Origin of the sequence: Actinospica robiniae DSM 44927 (genome assembly GCF_000504285.1) — a bacterium.
Lineage (GTDB): Bacteria > Actinomycetota > Actinomycetes > Streptomycetales > Catenulisporaceae > Actinospica > Actinospica robiniae.
Genome location: NZ_KI632511.1, coordinates 669,293 through 691,974, shown reverse-complemented (window position 1 = coordinate 691,974; position 22,682 = coordinate 669,293). Strand labels below are relative to the sequence as shown.

The following is a 22,682-nucleotide window of genomic DNA, read 5'->3' as shown; positions in this document are numbered from 1 at the left end:
GGTCGTGCACCTGAAGCAGCCCGGCCGAACGCGCCTGCGGGCTCGAACTTCCCGAATCCGACGGCGACGGCGCGCCGCCAAGCGACGTACATCCCGAAACGCAAAACATGATCATCACAGCGGATATCAGAAATCTGCGCATGGCAACCTCGCGGCACGGACGGACGGGTATGGCGGAGCCCTATCCTGTGCCACGCCGTGGCTTCATCCAAACGAAACGCGGAACGGCCTTGTTCGCCGCCTAACCGTGCGGAGCGAGTTGCGCGATCAGAGCTCGGACGCGCCGCTCGATCTCGTCGCGGATCGGTCGGACGGCCTCGACGCCCTGGCCTGCCGGGTCGTCGAGGCTCCAGTCGAGGTAGCGCTTGCCCGGGAAGACCGGGCAGGTATCGCCGCAGCCCATGGTGATGCACACGTCGGAGGCTTTGACCGCGTCGATGGTCAGGATCTTCGGGGCCTCGGCGGAGATGTCGATGCCGACTTCCTTCATCGCCTCCACGGCGGCGGGGTTGACGGTGCCGGCCGGCGCGGAACCGGCCGAGCGCACCTCGATCCGGTCGCCTGCCAGGTGGGTGAGGAATCCGGCGGCCATCTGGGAGCGGCCGGCGTTGTGTACGCACACGAACAGCACGCTGGGTTTGTCGGTCATGGGGCGGTCCTCGCGGTCGTGGGGATCGTGACGTGTTCGGCTCCGAGCGGCTCGGCGGAGGCAAGCGGCTTGGCCGGGGTCGGGCGGTGCGGGAAGAGGACTGCGACCAAGCCGACTCCGATAGCGGCGCCGAGAAGTTGCGCGCCGACGAATCCGGCGATCGAGCCCGGCGCTATCCCGGAGAACGTGTCAGTGAACGCACGTGCGATGGTGACGGCCGGGTTGGCGAAGCTGGTCGACGAGGTGAACCAGTACGCCGCGCCGATGTACGCACCGACCGCCGCCGGGCCATAAGCGCCGCGGCCGGTGCGGGCCAGCGAGAAGACCAGCAGCACGAGACCTGCCGTCGCGACGACTTCACCGAGCCACAGGTGCCCGCCGTCGCGCACGTGGGTGGAGGCGGTGACGGTGGGCAAGCCGAACATCAGGTTGGCCAGCGCCGCACCGCCGATGCCGCCCGCGACCTGCGCCGGGATGAACACCGCCACGGTGGCCGCGTCGAGCCCGGCACCGGTGCGGCGGCCGAGAACGTAGTCGGCGAGGGTGACCACCGGGTTGAAGTGCGCGCCGGATACCGGGCCGAGCATCAGGATCAGCGCACCCAAACCGAGAGCGGTCGCGATCGAGTTCTCCAGCAGTTCCAAGCCGATGTCGCCCGGGGACAGGCGCTGCGCCGTGATACCAGAGCCGACCACGATCGCGACCAGCAGCCCGGTGCCCAGCGCTTCGGCGAGCGCGCGGCGGGCCGACTCGCTACTCATCGGGCGGACGCGCCGGCTGCGCCGTCGGTGGCCAGCAGCGAGCCGAGCCGCGCGAGCGCGTCGGGTAGCACCCAGTAGTAGACCCAGGTCCCGCGCCGCTCCGAGTCGATCAGCCCGGCCTCGCGCAGCACTTTCAGGTGGTGGCTGATGGTCGGCTGCGAGACATCGAACGGGCCGGTCAGATCGCACACACACGCCTCGCCACCCTCGAACGAGGCGATCAGCGAGAGCAGCCGAAGCCGCACCGGATCCGAGAGCGCCTTGAACGAGGCCGCCAACGCCTTCGCGTCCTGCTCGGACAGCGGCTCGCGCACCATCGGGGTGCAGCAGGCGGGCGGCTGGAGCACCGCGAGTTCCTTCTTCGACATGCATCTATGTTGACAGTTATCGATTCAAGGGGCAAGCTCGACTGCATAGACATCCGTCGAATCAATGGAAGAGTGACCGCCATGTCCCGCGTCCAACTCGCCCTGCGCGTATCCGACCTCGATGACTCGATCGCGTTCTACAGCAAGCTCTTCGGCGTCGAGCCGGCCAAGCGCCGCCCCGGCTACGCCAACTTCGCCATCACCGAGCCCCCGCTCAAGCTCGTCCTGCTCGAAGGCGACGACGACGAGCCCACCCGCCTCGACCACCTCGGCGTCGAGGTCGAGGGCGCCGCACAGGTGGCCGAGGCGATCTCGCGCCTGGCCGGCGAGGGCCTGGCCACCGACGTGGAGGAGAACACCACCTGTTGCTACGCGCTTCAGGACAAGGTCTGGGTCACCGGGCCCGGGAGCGAGCGCTGGGAGGTCTACACCGTGCTCGCCGACGCCCGCCCCGACCTCGAAGGCCAGACCGACGGCAACATCAGGCGCGACCAGACCGCCTGCTGCCGCCAGGCGCCGGCGGCGGAAGAACTGACCCTGACTCGCAAGGGCTGCTACTAGCCGGCGTGCGGGGGGCGCTTCCGGCGATCGGCCGCAACACGAGCCGCGTCCGGTACGGCGGCCGACGACCAAAGGCAGCTCGATCCGGATTCCCGCGTTTAGCAACATCTCAAGGTTCTGAGTGATCAGGGACTCAGACCCCGTTTCCGGCGTACCCGGACGCCGACGCGGCATTCGAAGCACAGTGACACCACGCGGGACCGGCTTTACCGATCGATCGCGGTGACGCCGTTGATCGTGCCGACGAAGGCCCGGCCGTCGGCGAGGGTGGCTGACGCGAAATGCGGGACCGTGCCGAGTGCGATGAGGCCGGTGACCGCGCCGGTGGACGCCGCGAAGCGGTACAAGGTGCCAGCGGGCCAGGCCACGGCCCACACGTCGCCGCCGGAGAGGGTCGGCGAGCCGTTGGCGCGGGCCGCTGACCTCCACGAGACGCTGATCCGGTCGCCGGCCGTATCGATCGCGCGGATGCCGTCCGGGCAGGCCACGTAGGCCGTGCTGCCGCGTACGGCGGCCGCACCGAACGCTGGGCACACCCGCGACTGCGCAATCTGCCCGCCGACGCCGCCGAGGCGGTCCGCGGCCAGCAGGTACGCGGTTCCGCGTTTGCCGAGCGCGAGGATTCGGTCGCCGACCAGCGCCGGTGTCATCGAGCCGAGGTCGAGGTCGTCCGCGTTGTCCTGCGCCCAGGTGGCAGGGGCGAAAAAGCCGAGGCGGGCGAGATCCGGGCCGAGTGCGATGACCGAGTCGCTGCCGTCGAATCCGGTGGTCGAAGCGCCGTTGCCGGCAGCGGCGTAGAGGGTGCCGCCGACGGTCAGCAGGCCGCCGGGTGCCCAGATCGCGCCGCGAAGCGAGGTCGGCACGGCGTAATGGACCTGGGCGCCTTGCCCGCTCGCCGGCGTGCCGACCACGGAGCCGATGTACTTGCCGCAGTCCCCGTCGAGACCGCCGAAGGGCACGTACACGCGGCCGAACGCGACCGTGAGCGCGGCCCGCTGCTGCGTGTCCATGGGGACGCCGCTGGGCGGCTCGACCGAACGCCGCCACCGCACACCTCCGGTGGACGGGTCGATAGCCACCAGGGTGTGCTGGCCCCCGTCGGTCTCGGCGAGCGTGAACAACGAGCCGGTGGCGGGGTCGTAGGCCATCGTGGAGGTGATACCGAGCGGATCGATGTCGCCGCACGGCAGGCCGGACAGCGGCTGAGGGCTACCGATGCGGGTATGCCACAGCACCCGGCCGTCACTCTCATCGAGCGCGTAGACCGAGTCGTTCTCGGTCGCGGCCAGAATGCGATCGCCGACCAGCAGCGGCTGGCCGTAGACAGCCCCGTCGAGCTTCGCGTGCCAAGCGATCGCAAGCGGGGAGGACGGGGACGGCGAAGGCGTGCTTGAGGCGGCGGTCTCGGAGGTCGCCGTGCCCTGTCTCTCGTTGCCGCCGTTGTAGGTGATCCACTGCCCCGGCTCGCCGTCCGACGCGGACGGCACGGCGGCGGAATGGGCTGGTGCGCCGCCGGACGCGGCGCAATCGGAGGCTGCCAGGGCGACGAGGGCCACGCAGCAGACCGAGGCCGCGAGGCGGCGACCACCGGCACGACCTGTCACCCGGCCAGTTTGGCATCGCTCTGCCGGGCTGTCAGGCGTTCGACACGGTCAATAAGTACCCGCGCTGCAACCAAGCCGCGCCCGCTCAACCGGCCGGGTGATCGGGAGCCGCGTCGGTGGCGAGGCGCGCGTGCCCGCACAGGTCAGTAGCCTGAGCGCCATGGACGAAGAGTCAGGTGACGATCGCTGGGTGTCAGTCGTCGGACAGCGGTGGCAGCCGCCTGAGATCGACCCGCACGTCCCGCATCCGGTGCGCATGTGGGACTACATGATCGGCGGTAAGGACCACTACGACGCCGACCGGATAGCCGTGGACTATCTGGCCACGCTCTGGCCGGACGTCTTCCTGAGCGCACGCGCCGCCGAGGCGTACGCGGAGCGCGCCGCGGCGTGGATCGCGGACGGCACGGGCCTGACCCAGTTCCTCCAGCTCGGCTGCGCGATCCCGCTCAAGACACCGCTCGACGGCGTGGTGCACGACCGCGCTCCCGGGGCACCCTACGTCTACGTCACCGACGACCCGATCACCGCCGCGCACGCCCGGGCCGTGCTCACCGCCAGGGCGCGCGGGCCCGGGCACGAACTCTCCGAACGCTGCGACAAGCTGGCCGGAGTGCTGATCAAACGGTGAGCGCGCAAGCGCCCACCGCGCGATGCACGTGCACGTCCGGAGCCGCGGTGGCCGGAGCCAGGACCGTGAAGTAGACGGCCGGCGCGAAGGCCTTGGGCGGGCTGACGCCGTTCATCTTCCCTAACTGGAGGACTCTATAGACGCCGGCCGCAGCAGCAGGGTTGATGTGCACCCGAACAGGAACGGTGAGGCTGGTGAACACAGCCACGACCGGGACGCGGACCCGCACGTCTCCCCCGGTGGTGTCGCACGCCTGACTGAAGATCGCACCGCAGGAATCGAGGACGAATACGGGATTGCCGTTGCCGTCCACGGTGTTGAACATGTAGGTCGCGGTGGCTGTCACATCGCCGGTATTGGTGAAGGTGACCGTCACGGTGAATGTGTCTCCACCGCTGAGCTGCGTGGCGGAGTACGTCGCCGTGATGTTGCCGATCCCGAAATAGGCACGGCCGGTGACCGGCGCGGAAGCTACGGCCAGTGCGGAAGCGGAGGCGAGTGCGGACGGCGTGACGAGGCTCGCGATGCTGAGGAGTACGGCGATCACCAGGGTGACTGCTCGCCGATGAGAGTCTCGCACCGATGTGGTTCCTTGTCGGTTTATTGTCGTGACGTGAATCAGAACCCCCGAAGGGGGCGATGTCGCACTGGCGGCTACGCCCGCAGGTCACACTGATCGGGCCACCCCCGCAAACAGCCCGGGGGCTGAACGAGCGGAGGGATGACAGGAGCCACTCCTCAATAACCTACGTTCGCCGGTGTGACTCGGCCACCGAAACAGGCGGCTGAAGGCGTAGCGAACTGTGGCGCGTCAGGGTGGCCCGGCAGGGGTCTCGGCGACGTCCAGATCTCATGCCCGTCCGCCTCAAAGCACGCCTACGTGGCCATAGAGGCGGAGGACGTTGGCGCGCCTGCCCGAGCGCGACCCTGTCACGAGAGAGTATCGGGACCACCAGACGATCACATACGGAGAATCCGCGCGACGATGAGTGAGCCCGACGAGCTGACCTCACCCGTCCAGGGAAAACTGCTGTTCGGCATCGCCGGGATCTTCTTCCTCCTGGGCTCGACAGTGAGCTTCATCGCAGCTCTCGCCTACCGGGCGGAATTTCCCCGAGCTCAGCGCGGCGTCGAGTCCGGGTCGATCGTCGAGTACGTCTGCGCGGCAGCGGGAGGCTGCCTCGGCATCGTCCTGCTACTGGCCCGCACGCGGTTACCGGCACGTCTGGCCTCGATCCTTCCCCTCCTCGGAGTCGTGCTGCTCACCGCGCCGATGCTCGCGAGTCAGCGCACGACACCCACCGATGCGATCTTGTTGCTGTGGCCCGTGCTTTACGCAGGCTGCCTGCTCTCGGTCGAGGTGGCCTGGGTCACCACCGCGGCAAGCCTCATCGCGCTGGTGGCCTCGAGCCTGATCGATCCTCGGCTCACCTTGGTCGGCTACGGCCCGATGGCGGTGACGCTCGTGCTGACGGTGTGCGTCGTGGTGTCACTGCAGCACCGCTTGCACGCGGTCGTCTCCGAGTTCGAGCGCCGAGCCGGCACCGATGTGCTTACGGGGCTGGCCAACCGGCGAGAGCTGGTGGAGACGCTCGGGCGCGAAGCGGCCGCACATCGTCGCCGCGGCAGCGCCCTGTCCGTACTGATGATCGACGCGGACCGCTTCAAGCAGATCAACGACACGGCCGGCCACGATGTCGGAGACGACGTACTGCGCCGGCTGGGGGCGCTGCTGCGCCGCGAGTTTCGCCAGGGCGATCTGGCGGCCAGGTTCGGCGGCGAGGAGTTCATGGTGATCCTCATCGACTGCTCCGTGGCCGACGCCGCCGCACGCGCGGAAGAGCTTCGAGCGCTGATCGCCGCCGAGTCCGCCGCTTGGCCGCACACCATGACGGTCAGCATCGGCGTCGCCGAGCTCTCACTCGATGCACCCGTGTCGGAGGGAAGTGCCTCGTTGATCCGTCACGCCGATGGAGCACTCTATGCAGCCAAGCAGTCCGGGCGAAATCGCGTGCGGGTAGCCGAGGCGTGATCCTGAGGAGCATCGGGCTGCAGGCGGCAACCGCGTAGCCCCGTATGTCCCCAGCACGAGCGGCCGCACCATGCCGTGCGCAGGGTGCGAGAGAGCCGCGTCTCGTTCCACCTCGAGCGCGGGATGCGAATGGCCGCCTGCCGAGCATCGTCATTTGCGACAATAGACCTCCATACTGCAACATGCCGAATCGCCGTCCGGATCGGCTCAACGGGTGACTCTCGCCGAGTACCCGGCGTGCCGCGGAAACGCTCGGAACCAGCCCTGATTCCTTGATCGCCAGGGGGCGAGCGAAGGGCTGGAGAGCATGGTTGAGCGCAGAAGAGTCCTGATGGCCGGCGCGGTAGGCGGCGCGGCGGTGCTGGGGCGTTCGGCTCCGTCGGCACAGGCGCAGGCGCAGGCGGCTCGTCCCGCGACGTCCGCCGCCGGCGGGGCGATGTCCGCGGACGCTTCGATCCCGCAGGCTCCTGCGCTGGCGAAGTACGTCGACCCGCTACCACCGCCGAGTACGAGATCGGCGAAGGCGGCGGAATCTACCAGGCCGCCAGCGCGACCAGCACACTGACACGCACCCTCGTCGCCTCCAACAACCCCGACAACCGCGCCCCCACAGCGATGTGCGGGTGAGGCTGGAAGGCAATCTGATCCAAGCGGGCGGGACCGGGCGGTTACAACACCGACGCACCGACGAATGTGCCCAGCTCAATAAGGGCCCTGGCAACCTGCAAGCCCTCATTGCTGAAGGGTGCAGCGGAAAATCAGCGCAACAAGGCAGACGGAGTAGAAGCGGGACCCCGCAGTCGCGGCTGGGCTGTGAACCTCCTACGCTCACAGGCCAACCGCAGCTTGTCTCCAGAATCTCAGCCCTGCCACACTCCCGGACCGCACAGCACGTTCCGTTCAGGTCACGCCGGGGGCATGCGGCTTTACATACCGCGCCCCGCCAGGCGACGCGCGCCGACGGATCCGCGGGCCTTCGGCCATCGACCACATGAACGGCGACATGCGAACGGCGATTTTCCCTTCGCGCTCGGTGTCGGTCACGGAGCACTCTCCACTTACGGGGGAACCCTCAGCACAAGCTCGGTGGACAGCCCGCACGCCCCTGCCACTGCAGTTCGCTGTTTCGACCACTGCGGTGAGGAACAGCCTGAAGATGCCGGCGCAGCAGCCTAGGTCGCGGGCTCGACCTGGCCTTCAAGAGAGTGGCCGCCTCCCGGTGACGGTGTCCGCCAGAACACGAGTAACGCATCCCTCGATCTTCGTTCGGCAAAGACAGGTCCTTCGGCGACGGCATCTTGATCGCCTTCGGCCCGGTCAACCTCGGCGCTCACCCCAACGGGCCGACGAAACCGAACGGGAACAATCAGCCGCGCCACTCTGAGCCAGATGGCTGGAAAGATGACCTTCAGGAACGAATTTCGGAGCATGACGGAAGTCGACCATTTCAGACTGCTAATATGGCTTCGACCAAAGGGGGGTCAAATGAGCCAGAATCGCGGCAAGAGTGGCGAACGCAATCAGCGTGCTACGCGTGACCAGAGCGTCTCGAATAGATCGGGTAGGCTGCAGCGAATCGCGCAAGTCGCGACGCCGCTGGTTGGCATGGTGGGCATGCTTTTCGGCCACGTCTTCCACCCGCAGGACTCCACCATACCCGGGCCGCACGATCCATTTCCCGCTCATGACCACACGCCGGCTCCGGAGACTCCCGGCGGCCCGGGCCACCACGGCCACGATCACGGCACGTCCGATCAGACGTCACCGGGCAGGCACCCGGACCCGACAGCGTCGCTCTCCAAGTCGCTCGCCGAGCAGACACTCAAACGGCTCAAGCCGGAAGACTGGATCGCCCGGGTCTTCAAACTTCGCCGGAAGGCCCGGGCCCGCTTCATGGTCGCCGGGGCCGCGGTCCTCCTGCTCGGCTGGTTCCTGCCCTGGCACGTCATCGTCTTCGACCCGACGACCGCCGGTGCGCGCGGCGCGATCGACGTGGGATCGAGCAACTCGCTCACCGTCAACGGACGCGTGATCCACCAGTTCTCGCACTGGTACAACGGCGCCGCCGAGGCCGCCGCGCCGACCGCCGCACCTATTCACATATCCGCGGCCGTCATGTACGTGACCACCATCGCGCTTCTGCTGACGGCGCTGCTGACCGTCCTGGCCACGCAGAAGAATCCGTCCTGGACCGTGCGCCGCGGCCTCGCCTCGCTCGGCAGCGTCATCCCGCTGATCCAACTGGCGGTGTTCGTCAGACAGCTTCCGCGGAGCTGGGCGATGACCCCGCTGCTGAACGCGAACGTCCACGCCTTCCTGGCCACATACGGCAAAAGCCCGCAGGCCTTAGCCGCTGCTCGTCATCTCTCGGCGCACATCTTCATCGGCTACTACGTCTTACTCTTCGGCATCCTGCTGGCGGTGCTCGGCACGATGTCCGGCCAGAAGCCGGAGCAGCAGGCCGACGGCACCGTGCTGATAGCCACCCAGGACAGAGCCGGCACAGGCAAGAGCGTCCACAAGGCGATCAACCTCCTGCTGAAGCTCTCCACCGTGGTGCTGCTGTTCTCGGCCGCGGTGGAGCTTGCCACTCATTTCTCGTCCTGAGATCTCGACACCAGCCCCAGCGCTCGGCCGCAGCCGCTGTGCTTGTGACGCGCGCATCGTCCGGCCGGCTCCTGTACGCGGCCGGGTTAGCGAACAGATCTCGGCACCCGCATCGCCTCCCGGCGGGCTTCTCCTCCGAAACGGAGGCCGGAAAGGACAGCCAGGCTGCCGGCTTCGCACAGGCTTCGGCCGCCTGCGAGGAGCCTGCAGCGGTGTATGCAGTTCAGCAGCCAGCCGTACGCACGCCACGCCCTCGACTGCGCCGGCGTCCGAAGCCGGCCGCGCCACCTCATCGGGCTTGGAGTGGCGTGGTTTCCAGGCAGAGGCGTGTCCACTGCACGTGCGCCTGGGAGCCTGGCCGATGCCACGTCCATCTGTGCTCGCAACCGTGCGGCAGCCTCTTCCATGTGCGCCTCGGCCGTCGACGCGTCGCCGTGATCTTCTGGCTGTCGCTCCACCAGACGTCCTCATGCTGTGGTTCAAAAGCGTTTTCGAATAACCCGATCGGCGGATGGCAACCTCCAGCCACGCGAGGCGCACAGGCAGGGCGGCCGGCGCCCCGCGCCGGGGCCGGTTGCCGGCGAGCGAGCTCTAACCCTGAGACACGGCGTTCCCGACGTCTGCGAGCAGTTGAGGCGTGGAGGTGCCGAGCGCCGTGAGGATCGCGCGCATCGCGCTCGCCTTTGCGGCCAGCAGGGCCAGCGTGATGGCGGCGGTGTCACGGGCTTCGGCAGCGTGCGGCCCGGTCGTGCGGATAGCGCGGTTCAGGCATCTGCGAGCCTGGTGGGTCACCCGCAGGTGTCCGCTCGGGAGGAGGTTGCCGGACCGCTTCGGCGAACGCCCGCGGCGGGCGGGCGTCGTGCGGCGTTCGAGGCTGCCGGGACCGAACGCGGCTTCGATGCGGGTACGCACGGCCTCGAGGTCGATGCCGATCGCCTCGAGCGCGCGCTCATCCAGTTCACGTGCGGGCGCGCTGCCCGCGGCCATGCGCGCGATCTGCTCGTAGACCCGTTCCGGCGTGACGCCTCGCGCGCGCAGCACGCTCCCGACCGCGTCGCCCGCGCCGCCGCCCGACCGCACGATCACGAGGCCGTCGCGCAGACACAGGTCGGCCACGTGACGCTCGAAATCAGTGCCGGCCATGGCATCCAGCGACACAAGCCGGCGATACCGCTCGGCCTCCGCGATCCCGGCACGGCGTATCCGCGCGGCTTCGTCCAGCAAATCAGAAGGCTTGTATCTGGCCCACCGGCGCGCGAGATCATCGGTCGACGCTCTGAAGCGCGTCGAAGGCACTGAGTCATACCGCTGTACCAGTGAGCCTGCGCCCGAGCGGGCTTGGCGGACAACCTTCGGCGCTGCGGTTGAAGGCTCATGCGAAGCGCTTGTTCGCGAACCGCGCGGAGGCGAGCGGAGGCCCGGGCCCGGGGTGCGCGGCGAGATCGCCGCCGAGCACCCCGGCAACTGCGCTACTCGCAGTAGATAGGCGCGATGAACTCGACCGACGCGTCGTTGTTGTACGTCACGCCGAGCTTGTTGGTCCCGGTGTGCGGCGGAAGGATCTCGGACGCCCCCTTGTAGTTGCTGTTGAAGAAGATCTCCATGCAGGCATCGGAGTTGTTGTAGGCGCTCGCCGCGTTGTTCTTCACTCCCTGGCCCAATCCCGCCGGCGGCACACCCTGGTGGTTGAAGGTGTAGTCGACGAGGTCGGGGATGTTCTTGTCGAAGAAGAAGTAGGCCCCGTCGTTGTTGCTGTTGTAGAACAGGCAACCGCCGACTTCCCCGTACCCGTTGAACCCGGTGCCCTCGCAGGAGTTGGCCCCGATGGTTTCCGCGTAGGACGGCGACGCCATGACCACCGCCGCGCTCAGCGTGCCGGCCACCGCGAGTCCGAACGCCGCGAGGCGCACCTTCGCAGTCTTCACAATGATCTCTCTTCCCGGTTCCCTCGTATGATCATCAGTGGAGCGGGGTAACAATACACTGATCGCAGGGTGCACGGTAGGCGTCATTATCGTTCTCTGACACCGTTGGCCACAGGGGAACGCGGGAGGGCCGTCGGCGTGACCAGCGGGCTCGTGCATCCATGTCTACCGCAGGCCGCCGACGCGGTTGGGCTGCGCTGGGTGAGGGTCATCTCATGCTCGCCGCGGGGTGACTTCGGCAGGCCTGCCATCCACGAGCCCTGTAATAGCCGGCAGGACTCGGACACGGTCGACAACTGGCCGCACTATGCGGGCAGTGATGCGCGCGGAGCTTCGGCGCCGACGCCTGTCGTCAGAGCTGCGAGCAGGCCGGGGACGGCGAGGGTCTGGCACGCTTGGGCGAGCCAGCGTGCGTCGTGCGGGAAGTCGTGGTCGACCCACCAGCTCAGCATGCCGAGAGCAGCGTTGGTGTAGTAGTCGGCCACCAGATCGGCGGGCAGTTCACAGCCGGCCGCCGCTAGGTGCGGGCGCAGGTGCTCGCGCACCAGGTCGGTAAGGCGGCGGTGCAGATGGCGGTAGACGTGCGCGCCGCCCTGCCGGCCGCACATCGCGCGGTAGACCCGTCGGTTCTCACTCGCATGCTGATACATGATCTCGGCCGGCCGTGCCGGGTCGGCCAACGGGGCGCCCGGGGCCATGGCATGGACGGTGCTCGCGAGCTCGGCGAACATGTCATCGAAACAGCTGAACAGCAGCGAGTCCTTGTCCCGGTAGTGCGCGTAGAAGGTCGAGCGCACGACGTCGGCCCGGTCCAGGATCTCCTGCACGGTGATGCGGTCGTATCCCTTCTCCAAGGTCAGCCCGATCAGCGCCTCCCGCAGGGCGCGCCGGGTGCGCCGGACCCTCCGATCGTCCTCGGCCACAACGACCGCCTCCTTCGCCGCCGAGAACCCGTCCGAGCACCGAACGGTTTCCCGATTCCGTTCGATAGCGCACGTCAGGCCCGGATTGTGTGTTGACGCATGCCAGGGCTCTCCCACCATACTCGAACAAGGTGTTCGGAAACAGATTCCTTGTTCAGTGGAACGAGGAGGGAAGGGGTCTTCCATGGTCGACCTGCCGGGATATGTCAGTGCGCTCGTCCTGCTGGTGGCGCTCGGAATTCCGCTCATGACGAGCGTCCTGCTCTACCGCGGCGGACGCGTGGCCGGAATGAGCGGACGCGCGGCGGGCACGATGGCCGCGTCGTGCGGCGTGGTGTGGGGTGGCTGGGTCGCGGCCAGCGCGCGGCTCGCGGACCTGGGCTCGTACCGGCCACATCCGCCGAACCCGTCGCCCGTGCCCTGGTTCCCGGTGGCCTTCGCGGGCGCCATGGGCGTGGCGTTGGCAGCGACGCGGATCCCGCCCGTCGCCCGTGCCCTGTCCGCCCCTGGCACAGCGGCCCGCCTGACCGTGCCGCACACCCTGCGCATCGCAGGGGGCGTGTTCCTGATCGTCGCCGCGCTGCACGAGTTGCCGCCCTTGTTCGCTCTGCCCGCAGGCCTCGGCGACATCGCGATCGGCTTGGAGGCTCCGTTCCTCGCCCGCAGGCTCGCCCGTGGCGAGGGCCGCCGCAGCGCGGTGTGGTTCAACCTACTCGGGTTGTTCGACTTCGTCGTGGCGGTGACGATCGCGTTCCTCGCCGGCATCGGCCCGCACCAATACCTCCTCGTCACGCCCTCGACCCGGGCTCTAGCCCTGCTGCCACTCGCGCTGATCCCGACCACGGCGGTCCCACTCGTCTCCGCCCTGCACATCGTGACGCTGCGCCGGCTCGCCGGCGAGGCGGCCGATGCGGGCATTTACGGCGTCCGGCTCAGCCCTCTCCGGCCTACTCGAACGTGAGCTCGGCGGCGACGCTTTCGCGTCCGGCGAGCCACAAGCTGAGCGCTTCGGTGGTGCCGTGAACGAGCCGGCCGCGGCCGCGTGGCCTGCCGCCGGGTGTGGTGGGAATGACGCGGTAGCGGGTGAGCTTGCGGCCGAACGGCCAGCTCCAGATGACCCCTTCGCGGAACAGGGCGCGGGCGACCGCCTCGGGGATCTCGCGGTTGCGGCCCAAGCCGCGCAGGACGTCCTGATGGTGCATCGCCGCGTCGCCGGTGAGCAGCCATGCCGTCGCCCGGGCCTGGGCCGAGGGGGCAGTTGCGGCTTTCCACCCGAGGCTCGTCAGCTGCTCACGGCTCAGGGTCCTGCCGTGGGCGACCATCCGCGCATTTCCCCGGTTCAGCGACAGTGCCGATGGCCGGAGATAGTGGGATGCCATCGCGTCCAGGCCGATCAGGTGGGCCAGGACGTCGCGGGGTGCCCAGTCGGCGCACAGCGTGGGCGCATGGTCGAATTCGTCATCCGTCAGCTCGCTGACGGTCTCCAAGAAGCGGGTGCGTTCCCGGCGGAGTTCTGTGTGCCATGCCTCAGACACGGTCTGCCATTTCCTTCCCGGAGGAGTTGATCTCCCGTTTCAGGATCTTGCCCGTCGGGCCCTTGGGCAGGGACTCGCGCAGCCAGATCTCGCGCGGATACTTGTAGGGCGCCACCCGGTCGCGCACGAACTGCCGCAGTTCCGCTTCGCTTGCGCAGGCTCCGGCCCGTAGCACTACGGCGGCCGCCACTTCTTCGCCGAGTTCCGGGTGCGCTATCCCGACCACCGCGGCCTCGACCACGTCCGGGTGCTCGTAGAGGACTTCCTCGATCTCTCGAGGGTAGACGTTGTAGCCGCCGCGGATGATCATGTCCTTCTTGCGGTCCACGATGTAGTAGTAGCCGTCTTCGTCGATGCGGGCCAGATCGCCGGTCCGCAGCCATCCGTCCGTCAGAGTCTCCGCCGTGGTTTCGGGCAGCGACCAGTAGCCCGCCATCACGGTGTGTCCGCGCACGCATATTTCACCGACACCGTCGCTGACGTCGATCAGGCGCATCTCGACTCCGCCGACGGGTATGCCGACCGAGCCGGGCTTGCGGGCCCGGTCGGTGCGGTTGAAGCTGGCTACCGCGGTAGTCTCCGACATCCCGTAGCCCTCGAGCACCAGGCAGTCGAACGCGGCCTCGAACGCGTGCAGTATTTCCACGGGCAGCGATGCTCCGCCCGACACGCAGGCGCGCAGTGGCGTCGGCTCGATGGGGGCGCTGCCGTTCCGGAGGGCCGAGAGCAGGGCGGCGAACATCGTCGGGACGCCCATGAAAACGCTGACACGCTCGTCCTGGATCGTCTGCAGCACCGCATCGGCGTGGAAGCGCGCGAGCAGGACGAGGCGGGCGCCGGCCAGGAGGGCGGCGTTCATGACGCAGGTCTGGCCGAACACGTGGAACAGCGGAAGGACGCCCAGGACTGCGTCTTGCCCGCTCAAGTGGACGAGCGCGCGTGCGGTCTCGGCGCTGCCCGTCATGTTCGCGTGCGTGAGCATGGCGCCTTTGGGCTTCCCGGTCGTGCCGGAGGTGTAGAGGATGACGGCGAGGTCGTCCGCACGCCGGGGGACGTTAGGCGCTTCATCGGGGTGATCGGCCAGGAGCGCCTCGAGGCTTCCCGGCGCTACCGGGATCACCCTAGTCTCGACGCCGTCGACGCCGGCCCGCGCAGACGTCTCGGCGCTCTCGAAGGCAAAAAGCACCTTCATACCCGAATCGCCTGCGTAGTGCGCGATCTCCCGTGGCTTGAGCAGCGGGTTCATCGGTACGACTACCGCGCCGGCGCGTAGTGCGCCGTAGTACAGGACGGGGAACTCCAGCACATTGGGCAGCATCAGCCCGATCCGGTGGCCGGGAGCGACGCCGCGTTCGGTGAGCGCCGCGGCGACCCGGCCCGCCAGGCTGTTCAGTTGACCGTATGTCAGTACACGATCGCCGAGCAGCAGCGCCGGACTAGCGCCGTGTTCCGCGGCTGCGCGTGTGAGCAGGTCCGACAGATTCATGGTGTGGCCTTCATTTTCGGGCTCGGGGCTATCCGCGTATCGCAGAGGCGAGAATTCCGGGCAGCCGCAGTGGATTCGGTTTCGTTGTGAACGCGGTGAGCCGTGAGATGGTGCGCAGCCCGGTCCGGTTGGTCACGAAGTAGGGCGGGCGCGGAGAGAGGGAAGACGAGCCGGCGACGAAGCCGCGCGGCATCGGCGCGAACGGGGCGCGCAACACCGTCTTCTCGATCCCTTCGAGCAGGAAGGCGTTGTGCACGAACCCGATCCCACTGCCGATCTGCTGCCGGCTGTGGCCCGGATGTGCACCCCACGGCGTGTATCCGAGGAGGAACCCGAAGGCGGACCAGCAATTGACCCCGAGGGTGCCGTAGCGCAGCCGGTCGATCGCGCCCGTGACCGCGGTCGGCATCTCGCGCTCGGTACGGGGTGGACGAGCAGCGTCGCGCCGAGTGTTCCGGGCAGGCGGTCGTTGGCGAAGTCGACTGCGGCGTCCAGGAACGCCTGCGGCGTGGACCCCGGCAAGCGGACCACGGCGAGCGCGCTGGCGAAGACCTCGTCGGCCAGCAGGCCCCCCGCCGCATGCGGGTCGAGATCGTCCACCAGGAGCCGGCTCGCCCCAGGGCCACACGCCTCCGCTTCTGGATGCGCGGCGCGGATCTGCTCGAGCCGCTGCGCCGCGCCGGGATAGTAGTCGGGGCGTTCGGGCAGTTCGTGCAGGACCCGACGCAGATGGGCCAGCAGCCGGTCGCTGCCGGGCCATTCGGCCGGGAGCACGAGCACCTGCGTGGCGATGCAGTTGTGCCCGGAGTTGTTCATCTTGCTGGTGGCGATGTGCTCGGCTTGGAACCGGAAGTCGGCCTCGCTCCAGGGCCCGGGCACCACGATGCAGGGGCTGACCCCGCCCAGCTCGCTGGTCAGTGGTTTGTCGTTGAGCGGCTGGTCAGCGGCGCGGCGCCGCTCGGCCTGCACGTCGGTTCCCCAGACGATCGCGTCGTGGGTGCGCTCGCTGCCGGTCACATGCACCGAACCGACGCTCGGATGGGCGGCGAGGTAGGCGCCTTCCGGCGCGCCGCCGTCGAGGAAACGCAGCCATCCATGGGCCACGAATTCGCCGAACACATCCTCGAACGCCGGACGCAGATAGGCGTTGACCGGGTTCATCTTCGCCGCGACGACTTTGTTCTCGCCGTAAAGCTTGTAGAGGATGTCGAGCGCGGTGATCGCCGCCACGTTGCCCGCGCCGAGCACTGCGGCGACGCCCGGCTCCGGGGCGCTGCCGCAGTAGGCCGCCGCGGCGCGCTCGCGGGCTGCCCGCGTGGTGACGCCCGGCAGCATTCTGACCTGCGCCGAGAAGCCGGACAGCAGCAGCCTGTCCCAGCCGGTGGCCGGGAAGACCTCGACCCAGGTGCGTCCGGCTCGTTGGCGCACCGCTTCGGGGCGGACCGGGTCTTTCCCCTCGGCGACACGTCGCAGCGTGAGCAGCAGGGCGCTGATGTTCTGCGCGATCGCCCAGGGCCCGCCGGCCCAGTCCTCGGCGGCCCACGGCGAGGTCGGCGGGTAGCCCTTCGCGGCCGCGGCCGCATCCACCATGTCCTGGGCCCGACGCGTGATCCGCGGCATCATCCGTTCGAGCAGGGCGATCCGTTCAGGCAGCGCCACCGCGGCCCAAACGGCGGCCGAGCCCCGCAATTCCTCGAGCGCGCGGTCGATTTCAGCGGTATCGAAGACCCCTGCGTTCATCGCTGCGCCGCCTTCCGCGCCGCCGCACGGGCCGCGCGACGCGCCGCGAGCTCTTCGGCCTCGCGTCGCTCGAGCCGCGGCACACAGGTCCACACGTAGATCGCGACCAGGCCGGCGCAGCCCAGCAGCAGCGCCAGCGGTACGGCGCTGATCTCGGGGCCGACGCTGACGGAGGCGAGCAGCGCCAAGAGGGCGAAGACCACGGTGAGCACGGCTGCCAGCGGCACGCCGCCGCGCAAACGGTACGGGCGCGCCGCCTCGGGCTCCCGGCGGCGCAGCCTCCACACGCAGTAACCTGCGGCGGCATAGATGCCCATCTCCAGCGCCGCGGCCAGCGAGACGAGGGCGGCGAACGAGCCGGTAGCGGCCACGACCGCGGCCAGCACCAGGCAGGCGCCGCCGAGGAGCCACACCGGCACGACCGGCACCGCCCGTGCGTTGAGCCGGGTAAGCGGCCGGGGCAGCTTACCCTCGCGGGCGACGGCGTACATGAACCGGGAGAGGGTGACGAATCCGCCGTTGAAGGTGTTGACCGCGGTCAGCGCCGTGACGACGAGCATCACCAGCATCCCGGCGTGGCCCAGGGCCTGCTGCGCGACGAGGAGCTGCGGGTAGGCGGTGCCGAGCGAGGCACCATCGAGCGTGGCGCCCATCGCCACCGCGAAAACGGACTGGGATACGGCCAGCACCAGCACCGCCACCAACATCGCGCGCGGAATGATCCGCGGCTCGGTGACCTCCTCGGCGTTGGTGGTGACCCATTCGAAACCGGTGTAGACGAAGATCCCGAGCACGAGGGCCTGGATCGGCGAGCTCGAGGAACCCGCGCCGAGCGCGGCGTGGTGCGCCGGATGGCCGGGGTGAGCGATCGCTATGATGCCGATCACGAGCGTGGCCAGTACCACCACGGTGGTCACGATCCGCTCGGCAGCCCCGGCGAGTTTGATCCCGCGCAGGTTCAGCCAGGTCGCAAGGCCGAGCAGCGCGGCGACGTATCCCACCGCGATCAGCCGGCCGTTGCCGAAGGCGTACGCGAGCGCCTCGCCGATGATGTACGCGTCGGCGGCGATCACCAGCACGATCGCCACCATGTACGTCAGCGTGATGGTCAGCGCCGCTTTGTCCGGCATGGCGCGCGCGAGCCACAGCCTGATGCCGGCTGCCGTCGGATGCATGCCGTTGAGCTCGGCGAACACGGATCGCACGGCCAGCAGGATCAGCCCGCCGGCGACGATGGCCAGCCAGGACATCGGCCCGCTGACATGAGTCAGCAGTTGCCCGAGGCCCAGGAAGTTGATCGCGGCGAAAGCCAGTCCGGTGGAGATCGCGGAGGCGCCGGTGAACGACAGCGCCCGGCGCAGCGCCGGCTGCGCCGAGGAATCGGTCATGGGTGAGCTCCCTTTCTTCAGTCACGAGCGCAAGGTTCTGTCCCGCCCCCGGCGCGTGGCCGGGGGCGGGAGTCCGCGCCGCGGCGCGGCGCCGGAGTGGTGGAGTGGCTACTGGCCCAGGAAGACGAACATCGCCATCGCGTCCAGGCGCATGACGTCCTCGGATCGGCCTTGAGTGCGGATGGCGCCCTGCATGTAGTTGGATACGGGGTTCGCGTCGCCCCAGAAGATCTCGGCCAGGTCGAAGCTGTGGCCGCGCACCACCAGATCGGGTGTGCCGGTCGGACCGGGCGTCGGCTCTGCGGGCTGCCCGCCGGTGACGACGAGGGTGAAGGCCGCGTCGTGGTCGGTGGCGAGGATGTGGATCCGGCAGTCCCAAGCGCCGAGCGTCTTGTTGACCCGGGGACTGGCGCCGGCCTTGGTCGCGTACTCACGCAGCGCGTCGAGCAGTTCGTCGGCCCCGACGCTCTCGTGCACCGGCTCGCTCATCGGGCGGTCCGGGCCGGCTCGCCCAGCTCGGCGGCGACCGCGGCGGCGGCTTGCTCGCCGGAGCGCACCGCGCCTTCCATGTAGCCGCTCCACACGGTGGCGTACTCGGTGCCGGCCCAGTGGATCCGGCCGACCGGCTCGCGCAGCACCGGGCCGAGGGTGGACCAGGTGCCCGGGCTCAGGACGCCGGTGTAGCAGCCGCGGGACCACTCGTCGTCGAGCCAGGCCTTCTCGTAGACCGCGATCGGCTCGGCCGCCTTGGGCCCGAACATCGAGACCAGTTCGGCCACAGCCTGCTGCTGCCGTTCCTCGGGGCTCAGCCGGGAAGCGCGCCGGGCGGAGTCGGAGTCCCGGAAGTAGACCAGCACTCCCTCTTCCCGGTCCGGGTGGCTCTGATCGAAGGTCAGCGTGTTGTCACCGGTGCTGTGCCCGGACAGGCCTTCGGCGCGCCAGAACGGCTCGGGGTAGACCACGGTGGTCTTGATCACGGTGCCCATGAAGATCCGCTGGGTCAACTGGTCGCGCAGGCCCGGCAGCGGCGGGCTGTAGCGCAGCCGGCCGGCCAGGGGCGGCGGGACCGCGACGACGACGCGACGTGCGCGGACCCGGCCCAGCTCGTGGTGCACCACCACGCCGTCCTCGTCCTGGTCGATCCGGTGCACCGGGCAGGAGAGCAGGACTCTGTCGCCGAGCACTCCGGCCAGCGCGGACGAGAGCCCCATCGCCCCGTCCCGCAGCCGGGTCTCCTGCGCGCCGTTGATCACCCCGATCATCCGCTCCACACCGCCGCCGGAGGCGATGTAGAACAGCGCGTGCAGCAGCGAGATCTCGCCCGGCTCGGCCGGGAACAGCGCGCGGGTGAGCACCCGCAGCCACTCCTTCGCGTCCTCGCAGTACACCTGCGCGCCGATCCAGCTCTCGATCGTCGTCGCGTCGAGCACGGCGGCCGCCGGGTGCGCCCACGGCGCCTCGGCTCCGACCTCGGCGGCCAGCGCGGTGAGCTCGACCAGCGCCTCCATCAGATCCGCGGCCGTCACCGGGTCGCCGGTCGGGATGGCCCCGTGGTAACGCAGCAGCCTGCCGTCCGCGGTGCGCTGCAGGTTGTCACCGTCGGCGTACTGGGCGAAGGTCGCCAGCCCGAACTCTTCGATCAGGGCCTTGACCCGGTCCTGGGTCGGGCCGATCCACTGGCCGCCGTACTCCACCAGTCGCCCGTCGTCCTCCACCACGGAGCAGGTACGGCCGCCGACCCGGTCGCGCGCCTCCAGGACCAGGACGTCCACGCCCTGGGCGTGCAGAGTGCGGGCGGCGGACAGACCGGCCAGGCCGGCGCCGATGATCACGACGTCGGTGTCGTATGCCTCGGGCACGAGGCCCCCTTCCAGACTTGTTCAATCGACTTGGTCAGTTGACTCAGTCGGTTGCGCAAGTGAAGTATGCTTTGACGGAGCTGTCAAGAGGTGGCCGCGGAAAACGGCCGCCGACCTGGGAAGAAGGTGGCGAGCCTGCCTCGGATCAAGGTCGATGAGCGCCGCGAGCAGTTCGTGAGGGCCGCCATCGAGGTCATGTCCCGCGAGGGCCTGGACCGCGCGACCACGCGCCGCATCGCGGAGCAGGCGGGAGCGCCGCAGGCCGCGATGCACTACGCGTTCCGCGACAAGAACGAACTGCTGACCGCGGTCATCGGTGCGGTGACCGAGCAGGTCGAGCAGATCCTGCGCGACGCGGTGACGCCCGAACGAGGCCTAGCCGCGGCGATCGCCGACGCGGTGCACGCCTTCTGGTCCTTCGTGGTGGGCGACGACGGGCTGCAGCTGATGCAGTATGAACTGATGATCTACTGCCGCCGCACCCCCGGCTTCGAGTGGCTCGCCGCCTGGCAGTACACCCGCTACGCCGCCTGCACCGAAGAGGTCCTGCGCTCAGCCCTCGAACACGAGACCGAACCCCCGAGCGTCGAGTTGCCCGCGCTCGTGCGCTTCCTCGTCGCGGCGATCGACGGACTGGTCATCCAGTACGAAGTGCACCATGAGGCCCAGCAGTCGCAGCACGACGTGGAGAACGTCATCAGTTCTGCGATCACGATGGCGGGCCTCGGGCCGCGTCTCGGACCCGCTCTCGATTCCGTCGACTGAATCCACACAGCCGCGCAGCCGTTGCCCTAAACGGCAGGGCTGAAGTCGGCTGACCTCGTAGCGAGGGCGAGTCCGACTCGGGGAGCCGACGCGATCACGCGGTGTGGCGGCTACTCGAGGTGGAGGCGTGCCGTGTGGTGCGCTTGCCGAGGAGTTCGGCGAGGAGCAAGACGAGCACGCCGATGCCGACGCCGCTCAGTGTCCAGAGCACCCGGTCGCCCTCGGCACCGTAGTTCGAAGGCTGGGTGAGATCCAGCAGGGTGAGCACACCTGCGGCGATGAATGCGCAATAGATCGCGTAGTTCCAAAAGCGCGTCGCGGCCGCGTGCACGAACAAGACGAGCGCGACCACTTCGAGCCCACGGTCGATCACGAAGAGTCTGAGCCCGTTCTCGCTGGCAGGAATGAGCAGCAGCAGCATGGCCGCGGCGGCGCCGATCAGCGCGCCGGCGATGCGCTGCACCGCGAACGTCGTCGCCTGCCCCAGGCTCGGCTTCATCGCGATCAAGGTGGCGATCGGCATCCAATACCCGTGCGACAGGCCCAGCCCGAAGGCGAGTGCGGTCGACCCGGCGATGGCGAGGGCACGGATCGCGGCGAACAAGACCACCGGCTTAGTCAGTGCACGGCGCTCGGTGTCGCCGGGCAACTCCGCGATGGGAGCCGGCAGCTCCGGGCGCCCGCGCACGAGCCACCACAGGAGTGCCATGACCAGCCACAGCGCCGCCCCGCCGACCCAGGCGAGCGTCTGGGCCCAGACGTAGTCGGGGATTCTCGTGTGATGCAGCTCCGAGGAGAGCGCGAGCGCGACGATGAACCACACGTTGAGAAGCAGCGCCGCGACGAACCGGTGCACCCCGAACACCACCGCCAGACCGGCCGCCAATGTGACGGCGAAGGCGGCGAGCACGAACCATCCCCAGGCCTCCGCGCCCATGCCGAACGCCCATGCGGTCAGCCCGGCGCCGAGCAGGGCGAAACCGCCGATGTGCACGGCGCGGTGCCGGTAGCTGCCACCCGGGTCGACCAGCGCCGTGAACAGCAGTCCGAACAGCGCGCTCAGGAGATACTGCTCGTGCCCGACCGCCCACATCACGATGAGCGGAATCAGCCCGACGTCGAGGAAGAACACCGCCCGCGGCCAGTTGAGCCCCGCCGGGCTGAGCCTGAACACGTCCGAGAGAAGGGCCGTGACGCCATGACGCGGCCGATCCGCGCCGACCGATCCGGTGGACCCGCCCATAAGCCGCCTCGCTCGCTCGCTTGCCTGCCGCCGCCCGATTCGCAGGCTCCGAATCGAGCGGTATCGCGGCAGCGGACCCGAGGGCCTGCATACTCCGTCGGCGATGCCGTCCACGTCCGGACACGAGACCTACCCCGTCAACCAGCGCAGATCACCTTCGGCAGCGCGAGATTCAGCCGTTCGGCGCCGAGGCACACGGGAGCGTTCCCCGGCTGCAGCCGCCGCCTGATCGGGACTCGAGTACGCCCGAGAGATTGTCGGTGAGCGTCGGCCCGGTGTACGCGGCCGTGAGTGCGACGTCCTGGCCCATCGGGCATGCGGCCTCGCTCACCTGCGCCGCAGGACGCGACAATCTCGGCGGATCGTACGGGACGCGAGCTTGCTCGCGGAGGTTGGACACCAAGCCTCGAAGCCTTCCATACCGGAGAAGGCGTGCCGCACGCCGCCGACCCTCGCTTCCAGGCCGCTCAGGCCGAGGGGTCCAACGCCGATTTCGGGCTCGGCGCGAACGCCGAGCCGTGCGCCCACGGCTCATCTTTCGAGCGCCGCCTTCACATCGGGCATGATCAGCAGGCCGGATCTGTTCAGTTGTTGGCCCTGTCGCA

General features: G+C 69.0%; 22 protein-coding genes. 6 read left to right on the top strand and 16 right to left on the bottom strand.

What is annotated here, in order from left to right:
• Positions 1 to 241 precede the first annotated feature (241 nt).
• From ACTRO_RS03005 to ACTRO_RS02995, 3 genes are read right to left on the bottom strand one after another with little or no spacing between them, the layout of a single operon-like run.
• Positions 242 to 649, bottom strand: coding sequence for an arsenate reductase ArsC (locus ACTRO_RS03005; RefSeq protein ID WP_034260968.1), 408 nt, complete (start codon positions 647 to 649; stop codon positions 242 to 244).
• A complete protein-coding gene (locus tag ACTRO_RS03000) occupies positions 646 to 1,410 on the bottom strand; it encodes an aquaporin (protein WP_051450226.1) in 765 nt (254 codons plus the stop codon). The genes ACTRO_RS03005 and ACTRO_RS03000 overlap by 4 nt, the downstream gene beginning before the upstream one ends.
• The gene (locus ACTRO_RS02995) at positions 1,407 to 1,778 is read right to left on the bottom strand and encodes an ArsR/SmtB family transcription factor (RefSeq protein WP_034260966.1); all 372 of its coding nucleotides are present in this window, start codon (positions 1,776 to 1,778) and stop codon (positions 1,407 to 1,409) included. The genes ACTRO_RS03000 and ACTRO_RS02995 overlap by 4 nt, the downstream gene beginning before the upstream one ends.
• Before the next feature lie 81 nt (positions 1,779 to 1,859).
• Between ACTRO_RS02995 and ACTRO_RS02990 the strand changes: the two genes are divergently transcribed.
• Complete coding sequence (locus ACTRO_RS02990) at positions 1,860 to 2,339, top strand: ArsI/CadI family heavy metal resistance metalloenzyme (protein WP_034260965.1); 480 nt, start codon at positions 1,860 to 1,862, stop codon at positions 2,337 to 2,339.
• 206 nt (positions 2,340 to 2,545) lie between these two features.
• On the opposite strand, the gene ACTRO_RS02985 is transcribed toward ACTRO_RS02990, so the two are convergent.
• Entirely contained in the window at positions 2,546 to 3,943 is a 1,398-nt protein-coding gene (locus tag ACTRO_RS02985) for an outer membrane protein assembly factor BamB family protein (protein ID WP_157435683.1), read from the bottom strand.
• Positions 3,944 to 4,103: 160 nt separating this feature from the next.
• On the opposite strand from ACTRO_RS02985, the gene ACTRO_RS02980 reads away from it, so the two are divergent.
• Complete coding sequence (locus ACTRO_RS02980) at positions 4,104 to 4,574, top strand: SAM-dependent methyltransferase (RefSeq protein WP_051450224.1); 471 nt, start codon at positions 4,104 to 4,106, stop codon at positions 4,572 to 4,574.
• Here the strand turns inward: ACTRO_RS02980 and ACTRO_RS02975 are convergent.
• Positions 4,564 to 5,154, bottom strand: a complete 591-nt coding sequence (locus ACTRO_RS02975) for a hypothetical protein (protein WP_157435682.1) — start codon at positions 5,152 to 5,154, stop codon at positions 4,564 to 4,566. The two genes, ACTRO_RS02980 and ACTRO_RS02975, sit on opposite strands and share 11 nt — an antisense overlap.
• Positions 5,155 to 5,454: 300 nt before the next feature.
• Here ACTRO_RS02975 and ACTRO_RS42650 point away from each other — a divergent pair, with 300 nt between their 5' ends.
• The gene (locus ACTRO_RS42650; protein WP_157435681.1) at positions 5,455 to 6,606 is read left to right on the top strand and encodes a GGDEF domain-containing protein; all 1,152 of its coding nucleotides are present in this window, start codon (positions 5,455 to 5,457) and stop codon (positions 6,604 to 6,606) included.
• 900 nt (positions 6,607 to 7,506) lie between these two features.
• Here ACTRO_RS42650 and ACTRO_RS46730 read toward each other — a convergent pair.
• Positions 7,507 to 7,650 (bottom strand): hypothetical protein, encoded by a 144-nt coding sequence (locus ACTRO_RS46730; protein ID WP_157435680.1) that lies wholly within the window; start codon positions 7,648 to 7,650, stop codon positions 7,507 to 7,509.
• A 561-nt stretch (positions 7,651 to 8,211) separates the two neighbouring features.
• On the opposite strand from ACTRO_RS46730, the gene ACTRO_RS02965 reads away from it, so the two are divergent.
• A complete protein-coding gene (locus ACTRO_RS02965) occupies positions 8,212 to 9,213 on the top strand; it encodes a hypothetical protein (protein WP_034260961.1) in 1,002 nt (333 codons plus the stop codon).
• Positions 9,214 to 9,804: 591 nt separating this feature from the next.
• On the opposite strand, the gene ACTRO_RS42645 is transcribed toward ACTRO_RS02965, so the two are convergent.
• From ACTRO_RS42645 to ACTRO_RS42640, 3 genes are all read right to left on the bottom strand, one after another.
• The gene (locus ACTRO_RS42645) at positions 9,805 to 10,437 is read right to left on the bottom strand and encodes a hypothetical protein (RefSeq protein ID WP_051450222.1); all 633 of its coding nucleotides are present in this window, start codon (positions 10,435 to 10,437) and stop codon (positions 9,805 to 9,807) included.
• A 245-nt stretch (positions 10,438 to 10,682) separates the two neighbouring features.
• Positions 10,683 to 11,138, bottom strand: a complete 456-nt coding sequence (locus ACTRO_RS02955) for a peptidase inhibitor family I36 protein (RefSeq protein WP_051450221.1) — start codon at positions 11,136 to 11,138, stop codon at positions 10,683 to 10,685.
• A gap of 305 nt (positions 11,139 to 11,443) precedes the next feature.
• Positions 11,444 to 12,061 (bottom strand): TetR/AcrR family transcriptional regulator, encoded by a 618-nt coding sequence (locus tag ACTRO_RS42640; protein ID WP_051450220.1) that lies wholly within the window; start codon positions 12,059 to 12,061, stop codon positions 11,444 to 11,446.
• Between the two features lie 184 nt (positions 12,062 to 12,245).
• Between ACTRO_RS42640 and ACTRO_RS42635 the strand changes: the two genes are divergently transcribed.
• Positions 12,246 to 13,022: a hypothetical protein gene (locus ACTRO_RS42635; protein WP_051450219.1), complete on the top strand. Its 777-nt coding sequence runs from the start codon at positions 12,246 to 12,248 to the stop codon at positions 13,020 to 13,022.
• On the opposite strand, the gene ACTRO_RS02940 is transcribed toward ACTRO_RS42635, so the two are convergent.
• The 6 genes from ACTRO_RS02940 to ACTRO_RS02915 form a co-directional block, all read right to left on the bottom strand.
• Positions 13,009 to 13,596, bottom strand: coding sequence for a maleylpyruvate isomerase family mycothiol-dependent enzyme (locus ACTRO_RS02940; RefSeq protein ID WP_034260959.1), 588 nt, complete (start codon positions 13,594 to 13,596; stop codon positions 13,009 to 13,011). The two genes, ACTRO_RS42635 and ACTRO_RS02940, sit on opposite strands and share 14 nt — an antisense overlap.
• On the bottom strand, positions 13,589 to 15,082 hold the full coding sequence (locus ACTRO_RS02935) for a long-chain-fatty-acid--CoA ligase (protein ID WP_034260957.1): 1,494 nt from the start codon (positions 15,080 to 15,082) through the stop codon (positions 13,589 to 13,591). The genes ACTRO_RS02940 and ACTRO_RS02935 overlap by 8 nt, the downstream gene beginning before the upstream one ends.
• Positions 15,083 to 15,214: 132 nt before the next feature.
• Positions 15,215 to 16,822, bottom strand: a complete 1,608-nt coding sequence (locus tag ACTRO_RS02930) for an aldehyde dehydrogenase family protein (protein ID WP_211244067.1) — start codon at positions 16,820 to 16,822, stop codon at positions 15,215 to 15,217.
• Positions 16,819 to 18,210, bottom strand: a complete 1,392-nt coding sequence (locus tag ACTRO_RS02925) for an APC family permease (RefSeq protein WP_034260955.1) — start codon at positions 18,208 to 18,210, stop codon at positions 16,819 to 16,821. Before ACTRO_RS02925 ends, ACTRO_RS02930 begins: the two co-directional genes overlap by 4 nt.
• A 108-nt stretch (positions 18,211 to 18,318) precedes the next feature.
• Positions 18,319 to 18,699 (bottom strand): SCP2 sterol-binding domain-containing protein, encoded by a 381-nt coding sequence (locus ACTRO_RS02920; RefSeq protein ID WP_034260953.1) that lies wholly within the window; start codon positions 18,697 to 18,699, stop codon positions 18,319 to 18,321.
• Positions 18,696 to 20,069 carry a flavin monoamine oxidase family protein gene (locus ACTRO_RS02915; protein WP_034260951.1) on the bottom strand — a complete coding sequence of 458 codons (1,374 nt, stop codon included), beginning with the start codon at positions 20,067 to 20,069 and terminating at the stop codon, positions 18,696 to 18,698. Before ACTRO_RS02915 ends, ACTRO_RS02920 begins: the two co-directional genes overlap by 4 nt.
• Positions 20,070 to 20,195: 126 nt before the next feature.
• Here ACTRO_RS02915 and ACTRO_RS02910 point away from each other — a divergent pair, with 126 nt between their 5' ends.
• Positions 20,196 to 20,834 (top strand): TetR/AcrR family transcriptional regulator, encoded by a 639-nt coding sequence (locus ACTRO_RS02910; protein WP_034260949.1) that lies wholly within the window; start codon positions 20,196 to 20,198, stop codon positions 20,832 to 20,834.
• 94 nt (positions 20,835 to 20,928) lie between these two features.
• Here the strand turns inward: ACTRO_RS02910 and ACTRO_RS02905 are convergent, their stop codons facing one another.
• A complete protein-coding gene (locus ACTRO_RS02905; RefSeq protein ID WP_034272795.1) occupies positions 20,929 to 22,008 on the bottom strand; it encodes an FUSC family protein in 1,080 nt (359 codons plus the stop codon).
• Between the last annotated feature and the right edge of the window lie 674 nt (positions 22,009 to 22,682).